12 protein-coding genes are annotated in these 18,206 nt (G+C 58.9%); all 12 read right to left on the reverse strand.

Going from position 1 to position 18,206, the window contains the following annotated elements; genetic code table 11:
* Nucleotides 1-227: 227 nt before the first annotated feature.
* The 12 genes from DXC99_RS00900 to DXC99_RS00950 all read right to left on the reverse strand — a co-directional run bounded on the left by DXC99_RS00900 (nt 228) and on the right by DXC99_RS00950 (nt 18,019).
* Complete coding sequence (locus tag DXC99_RS00900) at nt 228-3,041, reverse strand: phosphoenolpyruvate carboxylase (RefSeq protein ID WP_369831442.1); 2,814 nt, start codon at nt 3,039-3,041, stop codon at nt 228-230.
* A 257-nt stretch (nt 3,042-3,298) separates the two neighbouring features.
* On the reverse strand, nt 3,299-4,612 hold the full coding sequence (gene hisS, locus DXC99_RS00905; protein ID WP_117628967.1) for a histidine--tRNA ligase: 1,314 nt from the start codon (nt 4,610-4,612) through the stop codon (nt 3,299-3,301).
* 171 nt (nt 4,613-4,783) lie between these two features.
* On the reverse strand, nt 4,784-5,131 hold the full coding sequence (locus DXC99_RS10255; RefSeq protein ID WP_147329316.1) for a major facilitator superfamily domain-containing protein 7: 348 nt from the start codon (nt 5,129-5,131) through the stop codon (nt 4,784-4,786).
* A gap of 152 nt (nt 5,132-5,283) precedes the next feature.
* Nucleotides 5,284-6,582: a M20 family metallopeptidase gene (locus tag DXC99_RS00910; protein WP_117628968.1), complete on the reverse strand. Its 1,299-nt coding sequence runs from the start codon at nt 6,580-6,582 to the stop codon at nt 5,284-5,286.
* Nucleotides 6,583-6,698: 116 nt separating this feature from the next.
* Nucleotides 6,699-7,682, reverse strand: a complete 984-nt coding sequence (locus DXC99_RS00915; RefSeq protein ID WP_117628969.1) for a DMT family transporter — start codon at nt 7,680-7,682, stop codon at nt 6,699-6,701.
* A 201-nt stretch (nt 7,683-7,883) separates the two neighbouring features.
* Nucleotides 7,884-10,073 (reverse strand): YhgE/Pip domain-containing protein, encoded by a 2,190-nt coding sequence (locus DXC99_RS00920; protein WP_117628970.1) that lies wholly within the window; start codon nt 10,071-10,073, stop codon nt 7,884-7,886.
* The gene (locus DXC99_RS00925) at nt 10,074-12,848 is read right to left on the reverse strand and encodes a YhgE/Pip domain-containing protein (protein WP_233505635.1); all 2,775 of its coding nucleotides are present in this window, start codon (nt 12,846-12,848) and stop codon (nt 10,074-10,076) included. It abuts the gene before it with no gap.
* Between the two features lie 336 nt (nt 12,849-13,184).
* Nucleotides 13,185-15,209: a molecular chaperone HtpG gene (gene htpG / locus DXC99_RS00930; protein WP_117628972.1), complete on the reverse strand. Its 2,025-nt coding sequence runs from the start codon at nt 15,207-15,209 to the stop codon at nt 13,185-13,187.
* A gap of 202 nt (nt 15,210-15,411) precedes the next feature.
* Entirely contained in the window at nt 15,412-15,915 is a 504-nt protein-coding gene (locus DXC99_RS00935) for a GNAT family N-acetyltransferase (protein WP_117628973.1), read from the reverse strand.
* Between the two features lie 39 nt (nt 15,916-15,954).
* Nucleotides 15,955-16,605, reverse strand: coding sequence for a tyrosine-protein phosphatase (locus DXC99_RS00940; protein WP_022094060.1), 651 nt, complete (start codon nt 16,603-16,605; stop codon nt 15,955-15,957).
* 17 nt (nt 16,606-16,622) lie between these two features.
* Nucleotides 16,623-17,360 (reverse strand): CpsD/CapB family tyrosine-protein kinase, encoded by a 738-nt coding sequence (locus tag DXC99_RS00945; RefSeq protein WP_117628974.1) that lies wholly within the window; start codon nt 17,358-17,360, stop codon nt 16,623-16,625.
* 2 nt (nt 17,361-17,362) lie between these two features.
* Nucleotides 17,363-18,019, reverse strand: coding sequence for a YveK family protein (locus DXC99_RS00950; protein ID WP_055250503.1), 657 nt, complete (start codon nt 18,017-18,019; stop codon nt 17,363-17,365).
* Between the last annotated feature and the right edge of the window lie 187 nt (nt 18,020-18,206).

Here is an 18,206-nt window from a genome sequence, read left to right on the forward strand (position 1 = left end):
CGCCGAGACAGACCCCATCCAAAACGCGCGAAGCGCGCTATCTTTTCCCCAGCAGTAATCCGCCGAAGACCGGACATCGTAGGGCCCCATCAGTTTACTTTTAGGCACACTCCGCAGGACGCAAGAAGCCCTCGCCGCACGAAGTGCGCAGCGAGGGCTTCTTGCATGTCCGAGGACGTGCCTAAAAGTAAACTGATGGCGGACCCGGACGACTACAGGGTTATCGATTACCCCGTGTTCTGCAATCCTGCCGAGACGCCGGTCACAGTCGAAAGAATCAGGCTCATGTACTCGGCCTTCTTCTCCTCGGCCATCTCGTCCTGGTTCATACGCACCTCGCGAAGGGCGCGGACCTGAGCGATGGACAGGGCGTCGACATAGGGGTTACGCACGCGAACGGCGCAGCCAAGCACGCGACGGCGCTGTAGCGGCCACTCGTCACCGACGATGGCAAGGACCCACTTACGCGTGAGCTGCATCTCGGTGAAGACCTTCTTGGACAGATCCTGGCGATCGCCCAGGTGCAGATACATCTTGGCGATGCGCTGGTCGGTCTTAGCGATCGACATCTCGATGTTGTCGATGAACGTGCGGAAGAACGGCCACTCCTGGTAGGCAGCCTTGAGCTGGTCAAGATCGCCCAGCTGCTCGCAGGCGGTACCCAGACCGTACCAAGCGGCCAGGTTAATGCGAGCCTGGCTCCAGCTGAAAATCCACGGAATGGTACGCAGGTCGTCGAGCGACTTGGCACCCAGACCGCGCTTGGCCGGGCGCGAGCCGATCGGCAGCAGACCGACCTCGGTCAGCGGCGTCACGGTCGAGAACCACGGTGTAAAGTCCTCGGTGTTCAGCAGATCCAGATAGCGCTCGTGGCTTGCAGCGTTGAGCTTCTCGGCCATATCCCAGAACTTCTGCGTGGTCTCGGTGTTGGTCTTCTCGACGCTCGGGGCCGACTGCAAAAGCGTTGCAGCGGCAACGGACTCAACATGGCGCTGAGCCAGCGTGCGGTTACCGTAACGGGCAAAGATGACCTCGCCCTGCTCGGTGAGCTTAAAGAAGCAGTTGACCGAACCCTTGGGCTGCGCCAGCACGGCCTTGTTGGCCGGGCCGCCACCACGGCCCACGGCACCGCCGCGACCGTGCATGAGCACCAGATCGATATCGTTCTTCTCGGCCCACTTGGCAATACGCTCCTGTGCGGAGTGCAGCGCGAGCATAGCCGTGGTAGGACCGGCATCCTTGGAGGAGTCGGAATAGCCCAGCATGACCTCCATGCGACGGTTGGTCTGGGCAAGGCGCTTTTGCACCACGGGCAGCGTAAGCATCTGGTCGAGCACGTCGACGCAGCCCTCGAGGTCCTCGAGCTGCTCGAACAGCGGGATCACGTCGAGCTCGGGGACATCCTCCTCATGCGCAAAGGACAGGTGGGCAAGCTCAAAGACGTCGGCCACATGCTGGGCGCTCTTGGTGAACGAGATGATGTAGCGGTGCGCCATCTTCTTGCCGTAACGCTTTTGGATGGAGCCGATAGCGCGGAAGGTATCGATGACCTCGCGCGTCATGGGCTGCAGATCACCATGGATACCGTTCTCGTGGATATCCTTGAGGGCGCGGGCGTGCACCACGGAGTGCTGACGGAACTCCATCTCGACCATGTGGAAGCCGAAGGACTCGACCTGCCAGATGATGGTCTGGACCGGGCCGTAGGCAGCACGGACGGCACCGCAGGCGGCCAGCGAGCGCTGGACGACGCGCAGGTCCTCCAGGAACTCATCGGCGCTGTGGTACATGGTGTCGGTGATGCGACGCACGGTGGCGTTGAGTCGGTCGGCCATGACGAGCATGACGGCGCGATGCGGCTCGTGCTCGGAGATTAGTTCAGCACGTGCGGTGTACTGAGTGCTCATCTCGACCTGATGGTTCCACAGGTTGATGAGCTCGGCAGACGGCTTGCTGTAGGTGGCCTCGAGCGTGAGGTTGCGGCCGATGCGGCGGCACTTGTCCTCGAGCTTGAGCACCATATGGGTGAAATACTTGGCAGCGACCTCGCGGCTCACCTTGGCGGTGACGTTGGGGTTACCGTCGCGGTCGGAACCGATCCAGCTGCCGGGGTGGAAGAACGCCGGGCACAGCGGCGGCACGGTGCCGGCCTTATCGCCCAGCACCCAGTCATCAAAACGACGATAGATGACGGGAATAACGTCGAACAGCGTGTTATCGAAGATGTCGATGATGGTATCGGCTTCCTCGACCGGCGTGGGTTTCTTGAGCGCGATGGGGCTCGTACGCACCAGGGCGTCGATCTCCTGCAGCATATGGCGCTCGTTCTCCACCAGGTCGGAACCGCCCAGACGCGGACGCTCCTCCAGCAGGTTGGAGATACGGCGAATCTTGCCCTCGACGGCCTTACGACGGGCCTCGGTGGGATGTGCGGTAAAGACAGGGTGGAACTCGAGCTTGCCGAGCAGCTCGTTGGCGCCCTCGACACCCATCTCGTTTACCAACTGGTGATAGGCGACGGTGAGTTCGTTGGCAGGATCGACCTCGGTATCGGTCGATGCGCCGGCCTCGCGCTCGCGCAGCTGCGCCACACGGTAATTCTCCTCCGACAGGTTTGCCAGATGGAAGAAGCTCGTAAAGGCGCGGACGATAACCTGCTGTTTATCGAGCGGCAGGCTGTCGATCATATCGACAACCTCGCGAAACGCCACGGCGGTGGGCTCGTCGGCAGTGGGCACGCCCTGCTCGTCGACGGACTCGTCGGCAGCACGGCTACCGGGGTTGCCGGCATTGGCCACAATCTCGGCTGTCAAAATCTTGTCGAACAGGTCCGCGATCTCGGGATCATACTCGCTAAGCACACGGCGCTCCAGGCGCAAGAACAGCGCCAGATTGTCGCGCAGCTCCTCGGGGATCTCGATCTCGGCGAGACGCTCCTTGGATTCGGCATTCGAGCCGATTCGGTTAACGAGGCGGTTGACCACGGCAGCGACGCGCGCCGCGGCTTCGGGTACAGACTGGTTGCTTAGGTTCTCAGCCACGTTTCCTCCCATTCCTCCTTCTATGCACGTAACATGCGGTATTTATTATAGGCACTCGGCAAAAACTTTCGACGCTGATTGCGCTTTACCACACAAAAGTATTTTCTGCATTGCAAGGCTTTTTGCCCCAAATGGTCGTATTTCTCGGTGGACGGCATATGCAAACGGGGGCATTCCGCATAAATGCGAAACACCCCCGTAACAATCGCTCTCCATGAGCAGGGCACGTTAGCAGGCCCGCAGCTCAAAAAGATGCGCTACAGGCGCTCGCGAACCGCCTCGACCACGTTGGTCAAATCGACGAGAACCTCGTCATGGCTCTCCATGTCGCGCACCTTGACCTTGCCGGCGGCAAGCTCGTCGCCGCCCAAGACCAAAATGAGCTTGGCGCCCACCTTGTCGGCCTGCTTAAACTGGGCCTTGAGCGAACGACCCTGGTAGTCGGCCTCGGTCACGATGCCTGCGGCGCGAAGCTCCTGCGTGATGGCAAAGACGTTCTGACGCAGCTCCTTGCCGGCATTGGCGACGTAGACGCACGGGGCCTCCTCGGCACCCAAGTCGTTACCAAATGCCTGAAGGGCCAGCAGGGCGCGCTCAAAACCGACGGCGAAGCCGACGCCGGCCGTGGGCTTACCACCCTCGAGCTCGACCAAGCCGTCATAGCGACCGCCGCCACCGATGGAGCCGACACCGGCACCGGGAGCCTCGACCTCAAAGACAGTACGGGTGTAGTAGTCCAGGCCGCGCACCAGGGTGGGATCCTCGACATACTCGATACCGGCGGCATCCAGATAGCGCTTGACCTGCTCGTAGTGCTCGCGGCACTCGTCACACAGGTTGTCGCCCATCAGCGGGGCGTCGGCCATGATCTCGCAGCAATGGTCGTTCTTGCAGTCGAAGGCGCGCAGCGGATTGAGCTCGGCGCGCTCGCGGCACTCGTCGCACATCTCGTCGGCGTGATCGAGGATAAACTGCTTGACCTGCTCGCGGTATGCCGGACGGCACTGCGCATCGCCCATCGAGTTAATAAGCAGACGGAGCTTGGAAAGGTCGAAGCCCAGGCGCTTGTAGAACTCCATGAGCATGATGATGCACTCGGCGTCTGCCGCCGGATCGGGAGCGCCGAGCCACTCGATGCCCACCTGGTGGAACTGGCGCAGGCGACCCTTCTGGGGACGCTCGCCACGGAACATGGCCTCGGCGTAATAAGCCTTAAACGGCGTGGAGCCCTGGGGCACCAGGTTGTTCTCCACGACGGCGCGCACCACACCGGCCGTGCCCTCGGGACGAAGGGCCAGGCGCTGCTTGGGCTTAAGCTTGGTGTCGGTGCCTTCGGTAAAGACGCGCTCCAGGTTGGCGCCGCTAAACACGCGGAACATCTCCTTGCGCACGACGTCGGTCGACTGGCCGATACCGTGGACAAACACGTCCACCTGCTCGATGGCGGGCGTCTCGATGGGCTTAAAACCAAACGGCTCGAACACGCCGGCCGCAATCTGCTGCATCTTTTGCCAGGCGCGCATCTCGGCGCCGATAAGGTCGCGGGTTCCCTCCGCCTTCTGTGCCTGCATGGGCAAACACCTTTCTTTTGTATCGCGTCATAGGTAACGGTCATTATACGGCACAAACACATACAGCGGCGGCGCATCTGACCGAACGAGGGTATGGGGGCTCGTTCGGCCAGATGCGCCGCCGCGGTAGCCACGGACGAAGCGGACAAGCGGCAATGCGCTTTGGCCTATCTACTCCCCCGCCACGCTCGCGCGCAACTTGGCGGCGATAGGCTCGGATGCTAGCAGGAACACAAGCATGACCACGGAGCACGCCAGGCACACAATCCAGGTGCTCGCAAAGGAGCCCGTGACATCGAACAGCACGCCCGAGACAATGGCGCCCACGGTGCCGCCGACCATCTCGAGCGAGGTAATAGTGCCGTGACCTTGCCGAGGTCGGCCATGCCAAACTGCTTGGACGCGGCGATGGTAGGCGTGATGGTGCCCATGCACGTTCCGATACCAAAGCTCACCGCGGCCACGATGGTACCGAGGTCCGTCGTCGGGAAGCACAACGCCACGCAGGCGATAATGCACGCAACGGAGCCAAGGATATTGCCAAAGCGCAGGCCAAAACGGTCATAGATCGCGCCGAGCGAAATCTTGGCGATAACGACCGTGGCCATGATGACAAAGCCGGAGGCCACGACGAGCCAACCGGAGAAGAATTTATGCTGCTGGGCTATGGATTACTCCTTGTGGTCAGCGATATAGCCCAAAGCGACGGCGGCATAAACCGCGGCGCCAAGGGGAAGCTCGGCATCGCTAAAACGTGCCTTGGGATGATGCTGAGCAAAATGCTCGTCCGTATCAGTCACGGCAGCGCCCACGGTAAAGTACGCACTCGGGATCTCGCTCGAGATCAACGCGAAGTCCTCGCTCGCCATGGCGTGGAACAGCGGCAGGAAGGCGGACTTGGGCAGCACCGCGCCCACGTAGCCAAGCGACGCCTGCGTCATATCGTCATCGAGTACGAGCGGGGGAACATCCGAGAGCGTCTCGATAGTCGCCGGCGTACGATAGGTCGTGGCAACGCCTTTGACGACCTCCACGATGCGGGCCTTGAGGTGCTCCATGAGCTCGACATCGAAGCCACGCAGCGTTCCCTCGAGCACACAAGTATCAGGGATGACATTTGCGGCCTGACCGCCGGCGAACTTGCCAACGGTAAGCGCGACCTCCTTGGCCGCCGGCACTTCGCGAGCGATAAGCTCCTGAAGTGCCAGATGCACGTGCACACCCGCCGTAATGGGGTCGATGCAGATCTCGGGGCTCGAGCCATGACCGCCCTTGCCCTGCAGCGTGATGCGGAAACCGTACACGCCCGAGAGCGCCGGACTGCCGTAAAGCACCAGGCCAAGCGGCGACTGGCTATTGACATGCATGGCAAAGGCGACCTGAGGGCGCGGGTTCTGCAGCAGACCGTCGGCGATGGCGGCGCGGGCACCCTCAAAGGTTTCCTCGCCCGGCTGAAACAGCAGCTTAACCGTGGCGTTGGCATCAACAAGCTCAGTCTCGCGCGCTTTGAGCAAACGAGCCGCACCAAGCAGCGCCGTCGCGTGCATATCGTGACCGCAAGCGTGCATGCAGCCGTTGGTGGATGCAAAGGGCTCGCCGGATTCCTCGGCAACGGGCAGGGCGTCCATGTCGCCACGAAGCATGATGACCGTACCGGCCTGCTCATTCGTGCAGACGCCATTGTCTTGGGCCGCGGCGGCACCGGCGCCGACAAGGCCCACAACGCAGGAACCATCAACGAGCGTGGCAAATGGGATGTCCATCTCGGTCAGGCGCGCTTGGATATACGCAGAGGTCTGTGGGAGGCTATTACCCAGCTCGGGCATCTGGTGGAGATCGTGTCGCCACGCAGCGAGCTCGTCTGCAAAAGCCTGAGCTTCTGCAACAAGACCGTCACCGATAGCGGCCTGCGCCGCTGCGGTGGCCTTGGGCGCTGATTGCGGTTGAAGATCGGACAAAGCTGGTGCCATAGATGCCCTCCAGTATCGTTTTTGCAGCAAGCACTTTGATATCGTAAAGTGCAAGGTACTACTTTAAGGGCGAGGCATAAAAAATGCCGCCCCGGGAGGGCGGCGCAACAAGTTGTTTACAATTGCGGGCGCGGCTTTCGACGCAAAAAATCGAAGTGAGTCTCGCTCAAGATAATCGACAGGAAGATGAGCGCGAAGCCGGCGAGCAGGCGCGAGGTGAGCGCCTCCCCCATCAGCAGCACCGAGAACAGCACACCCGAAGGCGACTCCATCGAAAGGAGCAGCGAGCCCGTCGAGGCCGGGACATGCGCCAGGCCGACGTTTTGGATGAGCAGAGCCGCGCATGTGCAGCCCACCGAGAGAAACGCCATCGAACTGATAAAGCTCGGCGTCCACACGGACAGAGGCGCTTGGGTCTCGAATAGCAGCGACGTTGCCAGGCTCAGCACGCCGTTGCCCACAAACATCCAAAACGTGATGACGTTGATGTCCATTTTGCGACCGTACTTGGCAGTCACCGCCATCTGGATGGCGAAAAAGGCCGCACCCGCCAGCGTAATGACGTCACCAATGTTGAATTCAACGCTATCGAGTGCGACGAGGCCAATGCCCGCTAGGCACAGCAGCGCGGCACCCAAGTTGTAGCGCGTGAGCTTTTCGCCGCTCAGGAAATAGCTCGCGAACGGCACAAGGATGCAATACGTGCCCGTCAAAAAAGCATTCTTGCCCGCCGTAGTATGTGCCAGACCGACCGTCTGCAACGCATAGGCCGCCCACATGAGCACGCCCATACTCAGGCCAACGATCAGGTTGCGAGCGTTGAGGTGCGCGATGATGCGCTTGTGGAAGACGGCAAACATGACCAACGCTGCGGGCAGAAAACGTACATAGAGCAGCGCGAACACCGGAATGGTGCCGAGTGCGTCCTTCATAGTGGTAAAGGAGTAGCCCCAGATGACCGCCACCGAAAGGAGCAGAACCTTCCAGAACAGCGGAGAGCGTGCGCCGGCGCCCCGGGGAATACCGCCCGCGCCCAAATCCTCACGGGCTACTGGGCTATCGGGCAAGTTTTCGATTTCGTTGGCAGCGTATTGGGCCATGGAACATCCTCACACTCAATCTGGGCGTGGTGTCCGCACGCGTATGGCTGCGTGCCGCCTCATGGTCAAATAAAAACGGGACGCGCCGGACCCCCGGCACGCCCCGCTACTGTAGCAACAATCAAGCAGCCCATGCAATTCACTACGCTAAAGCATCGGGTTGGAAGACCTCGATGTTCCGGCGGCGTTTACGTAGCTGTATTAAATCAATTTGGTCGACTCCAGCTTTTCGATGATCCAGTCGTTGGCTTTGATGACCGGGCGGCGGAAGACGACGCCCAGGGCCAGCGACGGAATCAGATAGCTCGCCAAGATACCCAGCTCAATCCAGTACTCCATATGGTAGGCACCGGCCATGGCAGCGTGCATGGCGTTGATGCCGTGGGTGAACGGCAGGAACGGATAGATCGCCTGGAACACAGGGCCGGTCATCTCGATGGGGAACGTGCCGCCCGAACCGCCGACCTGCATGACCAACAGCACGACAGCGAGCGCCTTGCCGATATCGCCAAACGACACCGTAAGCGTGTAGACGATATTGGAGAACACGAGACTCGTAACCCAGCCCGCCAGCACAAACTGCAGTGGGTTGTCGCACTGAATGCCAAAGAACAGGATGTCGCCCGCGCACACGAGCGTCGCCTGCAGCAGGGCCAAACCGCCAAAGAACAGGTAGCGACCCAGGTAGATCTCGTGCAGGCGCACGGGGATGAGCTCGTTGATGAGCTCATCGTCAACCGAGACCTTCATCATGGCCGCCAGTACGATCGAGCCGACCCACAGCGACAGAATCGTGTAGAACGGCGCCATGGCCGAACCGTAGTTGCGGATCGGATAGACCGGCTTGCGGTCGAGCGCGACGGGGCCGGAAAGCGACACGGCCAAACCCTCGGGATCATTACCGATCATCGTCTTGATCGTGGCCAGATCGTCCGACATAAGGGCACCGTCGAGCTCGTCCTTGAAAGCGCTAATCTTGTCCGACGCCTCACCCAGCTGATCGGAAGCTTTGTTGACCAGCTTTGCAGCCTTGGAGAGGCCCTTTGCCAGCGAACCGGATGCGTCGGTCAGACCGTCTACGGCACTATCCAGATCGCCCGAGATACCGTTGAGCGAATCCAAAACGCCCGAAATAGTCTTCTTGAGTTCTTTGGCCTTGACCGAAAACGTAGAGTCGTAGTCAGTCTTGGCGCCCGAGATACCAGCCTTGGCATCCGCGATTGCCTGATCGACCTCGGCACGCGACTTGTTAACCTCTGCCATGCTGTCCGAGAGGGACTTTGCGGTTGCCTTCAGGTCCTTGGCGTTGTTGCGATACTCCGTCGCGATCCTGCCCAGCGATGTCGCCACAGACTTAAGACTGTCCTGGAGCTTTTCGTCACTCACCTGCTCGGCAAAACTGCGAAGCTGGTTAGCCACGTCATCGATATCGTTGGCACGCGATTCGAGTGCCGACGCGGCTTTGTTGAGCTGGGTCACCGTAACGTCGACATGCTGGTTCGCGGCGTCAAACGCCTTCGCAAGCTCGGTAGACACGTTGTCGAATGAGCCCGCGCTTCCGTCGATCGCGGTGTTGATGGCGTCGTTGGCTGCCTTGAGCGCTTCCTCGGAATCGCTCACACCGTTCTTTGCGTGCTCCATCAGCTGCTTCGTCGACTCATCAACAGTGCCCGTCTGCTTGAGCATACCGCCCGCCGACGTCAGCGAATCGGACGTGGAGCTCAAAACGCCCGCCAGCGACGTTGCGCTGGTCTGAATGTCCTGCAGGTCCTGGACCGAATCGCCCAGCGTAGAGGACAGATTGGCGATAAAGTTGCTCACCTGGTCGGTGCTCATATAGTCGAGCAGGCTGGACACGGTTTTAAGACCGATGCTCGTAATGGTTTCGGTAAAGGTCTCGTTGACCTGACTCTGGACGGCGCTCGAGCCTTTCTCGGTCACGATCTGCGCGATGGCGTTGGCCTTCTGGTTCTCGTAGAACTCGATATCGGCGTGCTTCACGTCGGTCGAAAAGAGCGTCATCATGTCGGCGCTAAACGTCTTAGGGATAACGACGGCAGCGTAGTACGCGCCCGACTTAACGCCCTCAATCGCCTTATCGCGGTCGTTGAGAACGACCCAGTCAAAGTTCTCGTTGCCGCGCAGAGTGGCGGTTACGTTTTCGCCCACGTTGACCTCGACGGGAATCAGATCGCTCTCGTAACCCTCGTCGGTGTTGACCACTGCAATCTTAAGGTTGCCGGTATTGCCGTAGGGATCCCAGCTGCCGGCGATGTTAAACCATGCATAGAGACACGGAACGATGATCAGGCCCATCACGACGACCATGCCGATCACGGAGCGAGACACGTTTTGGACATCACGCTTAAACAGGTGCAGGATGTTCTTCATTTATGCCTCACCTCCTTTGGAGTGCTTGCCGAGCGGGGTGGTATCCCCGTCGTTTCCGTTTACGTTGTCAACGCCGTCGGCATCTTGAGCCTTACGATGCGCACCGATATGCGGCAGACGGCTCGTGGGCTGTTCGCTGTCCTTGGTGCCCCGCTCGCTGGCGTTGAGACCAAACATGCGACGGGCAGCAGGGATGGCAGCCGTGTGCTCGCGCATCTCGCGGCGAAGATCCTCGTCCGAAAGCGCCGAGATACGCATCTGGGTATTAAGGCTCGCACGGATGTACTCGATGTTGATGAGCCAGCCGCAGATGGCGATAACCGAAATGATCCAGATAACGAGTAGGATGATCTTTCCGTTATTGTCGATATCGAGCACCGTCGAAAGCACAAAGAGCAGGACCTGGACGCCTACCACGGCGGCAAAACCGCCCTTGATGTAGTACGGGTAGCGATGCTCAAACGCCACGGCATGATCGAGCAGCTCGCGACGGTACGAATCCGAATCGAGCATGACGCGCATGGCCGTGCGCAGCGAATAGCGCTGGCGCGGCAGGTCGTTGGACTCGCAGATCATAAGGCCCGTCGTGGAAAGCTGCTTATCAAAGAGCAGGTTGAGGTTGAGCAGCAACGGGCGCAGCTGCAGACCGATAAAGAGCGCGATGATAAGGAACACGCCCAGGATGCACAGGTTGAACAGGTAGTTGAACGAATACATGCCACCGACGGTCTCGCGCAGCAGGTTGATGCCATAGGTGAAGGGCAGCAGCGGATGCAGCCATTGGAAGAAACCTGGCATCATCTCGATGGGATACATGCCCGACGAGCCGGGGATCTGCACAATGACGAGGATGACGCCAATGGCTTTACCGATATGCTTAAAGGTGGTGGACAGCGCATAGATGATGTTGACGTAGGTGAACGAGATAGCGATGCCGCCCAGCACAAAGAGCAGCGGATTGACGCACTGAACGCCAATGACCAGGTCGCCTACCGTAACGATAATGGCCTGGAACGCGCCCAGGATCACCAGCAGCAGCCAGCGGCCGAAGTAGCCCTGACGCGCCGTAAAGCTACCGATGCCCTCGCGGTCGACCTCGAGTTTGTAGATAGCGATGAGCACATAGCCGCCTACCCACAGCGCCAGATTGGTGTAGAAGGGCGCGATGCCCGAGCCAAAGCTCTTGACCGGATAGATTGACTTGGATGTCAGCTCAACCGGAGATGCCATGAAATCTGCCACGTCATTGACGTCGACGTCCATGAGGTCGGCTAACTCGCCCATAGACTCAGAGGTCTGCAGCGCCGCGATGTCATTGGCGGCGGTCGCGAGCTTGTCCTGAACCTTGGCAAGGGAGGCGTCGGTTTGGGACAGCGTGGTCTTTGCCTGCTTGAGCGTGGCGTCGAGCTGCGCCAGCGTGCCGCGCGCGCTCGCTATCGTGGGGGTCATACCCGACACAATGCCGGTCAAATCGCCCGAAACGGCGGCAAAGGAGTCAAGCGCGCTCGAAGCCTTCGGCAGCGCGTTTTGACCCAGATCTGCCTGGGCCTGGCCAAGGTTGGTCGCCCCGGTCTGAATTGCGTTATTGATAGCGTCGCTGGCACCCGAGACAGCCGCGGCATCATTTGCCATGGCGCTCGACTGCGCGGACAGACTGTTCTTGATACTCTGCAGCTGGTCGTTCTGCTTCTTGAGCGTATCGATCGTCGAGGCGATCAGTGCGTCGATCTGATCCGATCCCGTCGAGGTATCGCCGGCAAGAATCTGCAGGTGGCCGATAACTGCGGTGTTGTGATCGATCGTTGCCTGGAGAGACTCGAGCGAGTTGTCGATGCGGGTGGTCGTAGATGTGACCGTGCCCGTCAACTTGCCGATGGCAGCATTCGCGGAAGCCGACGTCTTGGTTAGCGCAAGGCTGCCCTCCGAAAGTGCCTTGGAGAGCGAGGTGATGGACTTGCCAGCCGTGGTGCGAGCTTCGCCCAGCAGATCATTACCCTGAGCGATTGCCTGCGTTAGCGAAGGCGCCTGCCCCTGCAGGCCCGCCAGCGCAGCATCGGCCGAAGCAATCGAGCTGCTCGTCTTGTCGATGGCGGTGTTCATGTCGCCGATGGAATCACGTACCTCGCCCAAGGTATCGGATGCCTCGGACACCGAGCTTGCCAGCGAATCCTGCGTCTGGGTTGCCTTGTCCTTTAGATCGACTCCGGCATCCTTGGCAATGCCGGCAACGGTCTCGCCCACCGTAGAGACAAATTCCGAGTTTATCTGCTCCTCGATGGTGTTGGCACCGGTATCGGTAACCTTGGGCGCAATGGCGCTCTTTTTCTCGTTGACGTAATAGGTGAGCTTCGGCTGATGGTAATTGCCGTCGAGCATCGAGACGAGATTGTCAGAGAAGTTCTTGGGAATCACGATGGCAGCATAGTATTCGCCGCTTTCGACGCCCTCTTTGGCATCTGCCGCCGAGTCGACGAAGGTCCAGCCAAGCTGGTCGTTCTTCTTGAGCTGGTCGACCACCTTATCGCCTGCGTTGAGCTCGCCCACTAGGTCGTTCTGGGTGCCCTGATCGTTGTTTGCGATGGCGATTTTAATGCCTTGGGTATTTCCGTACGGATCCCAGTTGGCAACGATGTTGTACCAGGCATACAGCGAGGGAATGACGCACACGCCCAGGGTAACCACCAGGGCGACGGGGTTCACGATCAATCGCTTGATGTCGCGTTTAAAGATTGCAAAGGAAACCTTTGCATCGGATAGTTTGCTGCCGAGACTCACGCTTGGACCATCCATCCTGTCGTTTAGCCGAATCATGCTATTAACAACCATTGTACGGGGGCACTTTAGCGTGTCACGGCGCAATGGTGCTGAGTTTTGCGGGTAGCAATATACTACGAAGATGAGTTAACGTACAGTTGTACAGTATCTTAAATTCCCGCAGCTCCCAAAACCACAACCCGCACAAACTAGCAAGCAACCAAGTGCCAAATGCGTACCTACACATCGAGAGAGGAAAATCTCCCACTTTTTGCCCAAATACAGGCTCAATGTGGGAGATTTTCCTCTCTCGTTCTACTAACTAGCTACGGCGTTCGTTAGAACGGCGGAACCAAGTTACATAAGATTACAAATGGCCGCGGCGAAGGCTACGGGGTCCTCGGGGAGGATGCCCTCGACGAGCAGGGCCTGGTCGTAGAGCAAGCCGGAGTACTGCTTGATCTTGTCGGCGTCGCCCGCCTTCTGGGCAGCGACGAGCTTGGCGAAGACCGGGTGCTTGGCGTTGAGCTCGAGCACGCGCTGGCTCTTAGGCATGCCGTCGGGCGCGCCCTCGGGGCCCTTCTGAAGCACTTTCTCCATCTCGAGCGAAAGCGGGCCCTCGGTGGTGATGCAGGCGGGGGCGTCAGTCAGACGCGCAGAGACGGCAACCTTCTCGACCTTGTCGCCGAGCGCCTCCTTCATGGCGTTAAAGAGGTCCTCGTTCTCCTTGGTGGCGTCCTCGGCCTCCTTCTTCTCGTCATCGGTCGCCAAGTCAAGATCGCCGGTCGCGACGTTCTTAAGCTCCAGGTGACGATCCTCGACCTCAGGCTCAGCGCCATCGGCAACTGCCTTCTCAGCAGCCTCGCGAGCAGCGTCATCCTCGTAGACCTTGGGCATATCGGCAGCCACGTACTCACGCATGGCCTGGAAGGTGAACTCATCCACGTCCTGCGTCAGCAGCAGTACATCGTAACCGCGGTCGAGCACGCCCTTCACGACGGGCATCTTGGCCAGACGCTCGCGCGAATCGCCGGCGGCATAGTAGATTGCCTTCTGGCCCTCGGGCATGCCCTTGGCATACTCGGCAAGGGTGATCATCTTCTGCTCCTTGGCAGACCAGAACAGCAGCAGGTCGGCGAGCTCGTCGGCCTTCATGCCGTAGCTCGAGTAGATGCCGTACTTAAGACCGCGACCAAAGTTTTCAAAGAACTTCTCGTATGCCTCGCGGTCGTTGTCGCGCATGTCCTCGAGATCGGCGGTGATCTTCTTCTCGACACGCTTGGCAATGGCCTTGAGCTGACGATTCTGCTGCAGCGTCTCACGCGAAATATTGAGCGTCACGTCGGCAGAGTCCACGACACCGCGCACAAAGTTGTAGTAGTCGGGCAGCAGGTCGTCGCACTTCTCCATAATCAGCACGTTAGAGCTGTAGAGCGCCAGGCCCTTCTCGTAGTCCTTGCTGTACAGATCGAACGGGGCGCGACCCGGCACAAACAGCAGTGCATCGTACTCAAGCGTACCCTCGGCATGGAAACTGATAGTGCGCGCGGGATCGTCAAAGTCGTGGAACGTGGACTTGTAGAACTCGTTGTAATCCTTCTGCTCAACGTCGGAGCTGCGCTTTTTCCAGATCGGCGTCATGGAGTTGATGGTCTCGAGCTCCTGGTAGTCCTCGTACTCGGGCTTGTAGTCGTCGCCGGCGTCCTCGGGCTTGGGCTTCTGGCGGCTCTTGCTCACCATCATCTGAATCGGGTAGCGCACATAGTTGCTGTACTGCTGAATCAGGCTCTTGAGGCCCCACTCGGTCAGGAAGCGATCGTAGGTCTCGGCCTCGCCGTCGGCGTCGAGTTTCTCGTTCTCACGCAGTGTCAGAATGACATCGGTACCGTGCTCAGCACGCTCGCCATCCTCGATGGTGTAGCCCTCAAGACCGTCGGACTCCCAAACGTGGGCGGTATCCTCGCCATAAGCGCGGCTGACGACCTTCACGTGGCTGGCGACCATAAAGGCCGAGTAGAAGCCCACGCCAAACTGGCCGATGATGTCGACATCGGAGCCCTGCTGCTCGGCGTTCTCGGTCTTAAACTCCTCGGAGCCGGAATGGGCGATGGTGCCCAGGTTGCGCTCGAGCTCCTCGGCGGTCATGCCGATACCGTTATCCGAAATTGTGATGGTACGGGCATCCTTATCAAAGGAGACACGAATGGCCAGGTCGCCCTGGTCGAGCTTGACACTCGGATCCTGAAGGCTCTTAAAGTTGAGCTTGTCGACGGCATCGCTCGCGTTGGAGATAAGCTCGCGCAGGAAGATTTCCTTATTGGTGTAAATGGAGTTGATCATGAGGTCGAGCAGTTTTTTGCTCTCGGTCTTAAATTGACGCATGTGCAGTCCTTTCGCGCTACCCCCGTCCGCAAAAACGGCCCGGTTGCCCGAGCCGCATCGCAGACCTGCTATGTTCAGACTTAGATTTTATAACCCATTAGCGCGCATATATACATACGGAATCGAAAAACTGTATGTCCAAACGCTCTGATGCGCCAATTGCCAAGGAGTATCCCCAACTGCCGGCAGAAAAGGAACGTCCCTATCTGTCACCCTCGACCCGTTTGGCCATCCAGGCATGGGGCTGGCCTTCATCCTCATAGTCCACTGGGGCAATCTGCGTGTAACCCGCCTTGGCATAGAGCGGCAGCACGTATTCCTGCGCGTGCAGCTTAATGAGCTTGGCGCCGGCATCACGCGCGGCGGTATCACTGGCCTCGACAATCTTGCTCGCCAAACCACGACGACGCATAGCCGGCAGCACGGCGACGCGCCCCATAATGTAGGTCTCCCCCGCTGCGACGCCTTCGTCCAAGTCGCACGCCGGCGACACCGGAGCCTCTGCGTCAGCCGCGCGCTCAAGCTCTTCGGGAAACACGCGCGAGCAACCGGCAAGCTCGCCGTCTACATAGAGCGTCACATGAATGCAGTTCGGGTCCTCGTCGATAGCGTCGAACTCATTCTCGTAGCCCTGCTCGTCCATAAAAACGACGCGGCGCACCAACGCCGCGTCATCAAAGCATCCCGTCTTAAGTTGGATATCCATGGCTGCCCTTTCATTCAATGAGAACGTTAGGGACAGATTTTAGCGAAAATGAGCTCCGCGCACGCTAAACTTCGCGCGAGCCTTCGCCAGGCAGTCGTAATGACCCACGTTATGGGCATCGCTCGCGATGAAGCTGTACAGGTTCTGATCGAACAGGCGCTGGGCCGGCTTTTTTTCGCGACCAAAGCGACCACCGGCAATAAAGTCCGCCGAAGCCTGCAGCTTGCAGCCCATATCGACCAGGCGTTCCGCCACGCTTACATCCTTTTGAACCGCACGATAGCGCTCAGGATGAGCGATGATCACCTGGTAGCCACGGCACTGCAAATCGTAAATCGTGTTCTCGTATTCTCTAAACGCATACGCATCGGCATGCGTCGAAAGCTCGAGCAGAAACTCGTTGGTCCCATCGAAATGCAAGTGCTCCGCGGCATCGATACCAAGTTCAACGAGCTTTCGATGGTTGACCTCGAAGCCCATCTGGAGCGGAAAACCGTCAGCGTTATCGCGCAGCAGCTCAAAGGCATCCCACATCTTGTCGTAATCAAAATAGGGATCACGGCAGTGAGGAGTGCAAACGATTCTGGTTACACCGGCCCGCTTGGCAGCCTCGAGCATCGCCAAGCTCTCATCGAGATCGGCGGCGCCGTCGTCTACACCCGGCAAGATATGGCAATGAATGTCACGCATAGGTCGGCCCTAATCAACTAAACGTTTGCTCGGTTGGTGAAGATGCCCTTTTTGGAAGTGCCCTGACCGTCGGAGCCCTTCTTAACCTTCTTACCGTCCTTGGTGTAGTAAGAATAGTAGTACTCGCTGGTCTCGGTCTCACAGTAATTCATGACGGTACCGATGAGCTTGACCTTCTCGGACTTCTTAAGCTGACCGATGGCGTTGAGCGCCTCTTCGCGCTTGGTAAAGTCCTCACGCACCACGAACAGCGCGCCGTCGGTCAGGCTGGCAATCTCGGCAGCATCGATGAAGGTGCCGACCGGAGGAGCATCGAAGATGACGTACTGGAACTTAGCAGACAGTGCCTTGACCAGCTTGGCAAAGCGATGGGAGACGATGATGTCGGCAGGATTGGGAATATGCGGCTCGGCATCGAGGAAGTAGAAATTCTTCTGACCTGTCTCGACAATCGCCTGGTCGATAGAAACCTGCTCGGACAGGACTGCATAGAGTCCGCCGCGGGAGCGGACGCCGAGCATATCGGCAAGGGACCTGCGACGCATATCAGCCTCGACCAGCAGGACACTCTTGCCGCTCGTGGCGATTGCCTGAGCAAGATTAATGGAAACCGTAGACTTGCCCTCGTTGGGAATCGAGGAGGTAACGGTGATGGTGCGAATGGGGTCGTCCACGCTCGCAAAGCGGATGTTGGCCAGAAGGGTCTTGGCGGCATTCTGCACAACGAGCTTATCGGTGTTCTTTGCCTTAGCCATGCCTATTTACCACCTTTCATAGCCGGAATTCGGCCAACAACAGGAATACCCAGGAGCTCTTCTGCCTCTTCGGCACCGCGGATGCGGGTATTGAGCATGTCTGCCAAAACGACATAGGCAACTGCGATAAAGATACCGGCGAGGAACGCGACGGCAATATACAGCGTGCGCTTGGGGCCGCTGGGGGCTTCGGGGGTCTTAGCCTCGTCGATAACGTTGATGCTCTGGGCAGCGCCGACGTTCTGAGCGACCGTACTCACCGAGCTGGCAATGGCCTTTGCGACCTCAGCCGTCTCCTTGGCATCGGTGCCGGTAACCGAAAGCGTAATGACACGCGTGGTGGTCTCGGAGGAAACAGACACCTTGTAGTCATCCAGATCGGTGAGGCCCAGTTCTTTGGCGGCGCCGCTCTTAACGCTATCGCTATCCAGCAGCGTGGCGATATCGTTGGAAAGCATCTGGCTCGCCGAGAGATCGTTGTAGCTCATCTGACCGCTATCGTCGGTCTTGGCGAGAATGTACATGCTCGTCGTCGCGGTATAGGTGTTGTCCATCGCAACGAAGGACACGATGCCCATGGCGATCGCGCAGACCACCGGAAGGGTGATGACCAGCTTGAGGTGCTTCTTCAGCAGCTGGAACAGTTCGAGAAGGGTCATGCAGCTTGCCTTTCATTTCCCCAGTTCGGATTGACAAAACTGTCCGTATGTTATCGCATCTTTTTACCGAGACCAAACTCTATACATAAGAAACAGGCTCTCCTGTAAAAATGTCGGAAGCAATCGTAAAATTGCACAACAACGCCGCACCCGAAAGTCAAATGCGGCGTCTACATCAATATCTATG

The sequence above is a fragment of the Collinsella sp. TF10-11AT genome (assembly GCF_003437565.1).
Classification (GTDB): domain Bacteria; phylum Actinomycetota; class Coriobacteriia; order Coriobacteriales; family Coriobacteriaceae; genus Collinsella.

Coding starts and splice junctions, on each gene's coding strand:
- hisS (WP_117628967.1), bottom strand. CDS start 4,612: ATGCAGGCACAGAAGGCGGAGGGAACCCGCGACCTTATCGGCGCCGAG.
- DXC99_RS00910 (WP_117628968.1), bottom strand. CDS start 6,582: ATGGCACCAGCTTTGTCCGATCTTCAACCGCAATCAGCGCCCAAGGCC.
- DXC99_RS00915 (WP_117628969.1), bottom strand. CDS start 7,682: ATGGCCCAATACGCTGCCAACGAAATCGAAAACTTGCCCGATAGCCCA.
- DXC99_RS00920 (WP_117628970.1), bottom strand. CDS start 10,073: ATGAAGAACATCCTGCACCTGTTTAAGCGTGATGTCCAAAACGTGTCT.
- htpG (WP_117628972.1), bottom strand. CDS start 15,209: ATGCGTCAATTTAAGACCGAGAGCAAAAAACTGCTCGACCTCATGATC.
- DXC99_RS00935 (WP_117628973.1), bottom strand. CDS start 15,915: ATGGATATCCAACTTAAGACGGGATGCTTTGATGACGCGGCGTTGGTG.
- DXC99_RS00940 (WP_022094060.1), bottom strand. CDS start 16,605: ATGCGTGACATTCATTGCCATATCTTGCCGGGTGTAGACGACGGCGCC.
- DXC99_RS00945 (WP_117628974.1), bottom strand. CDS start 17,360: ATGGCTAAGGCAAAGAACACCGATAAGCTCGTTGTGCAGAATGCCGCC.
- DXC99_RS00950 (WP_055250503.1), bottom strand. CDS start 18,019: ATGACCCTTCTCGAACTGTTCCAGCTGCTGAAGAAGCACCTCAAGCTG.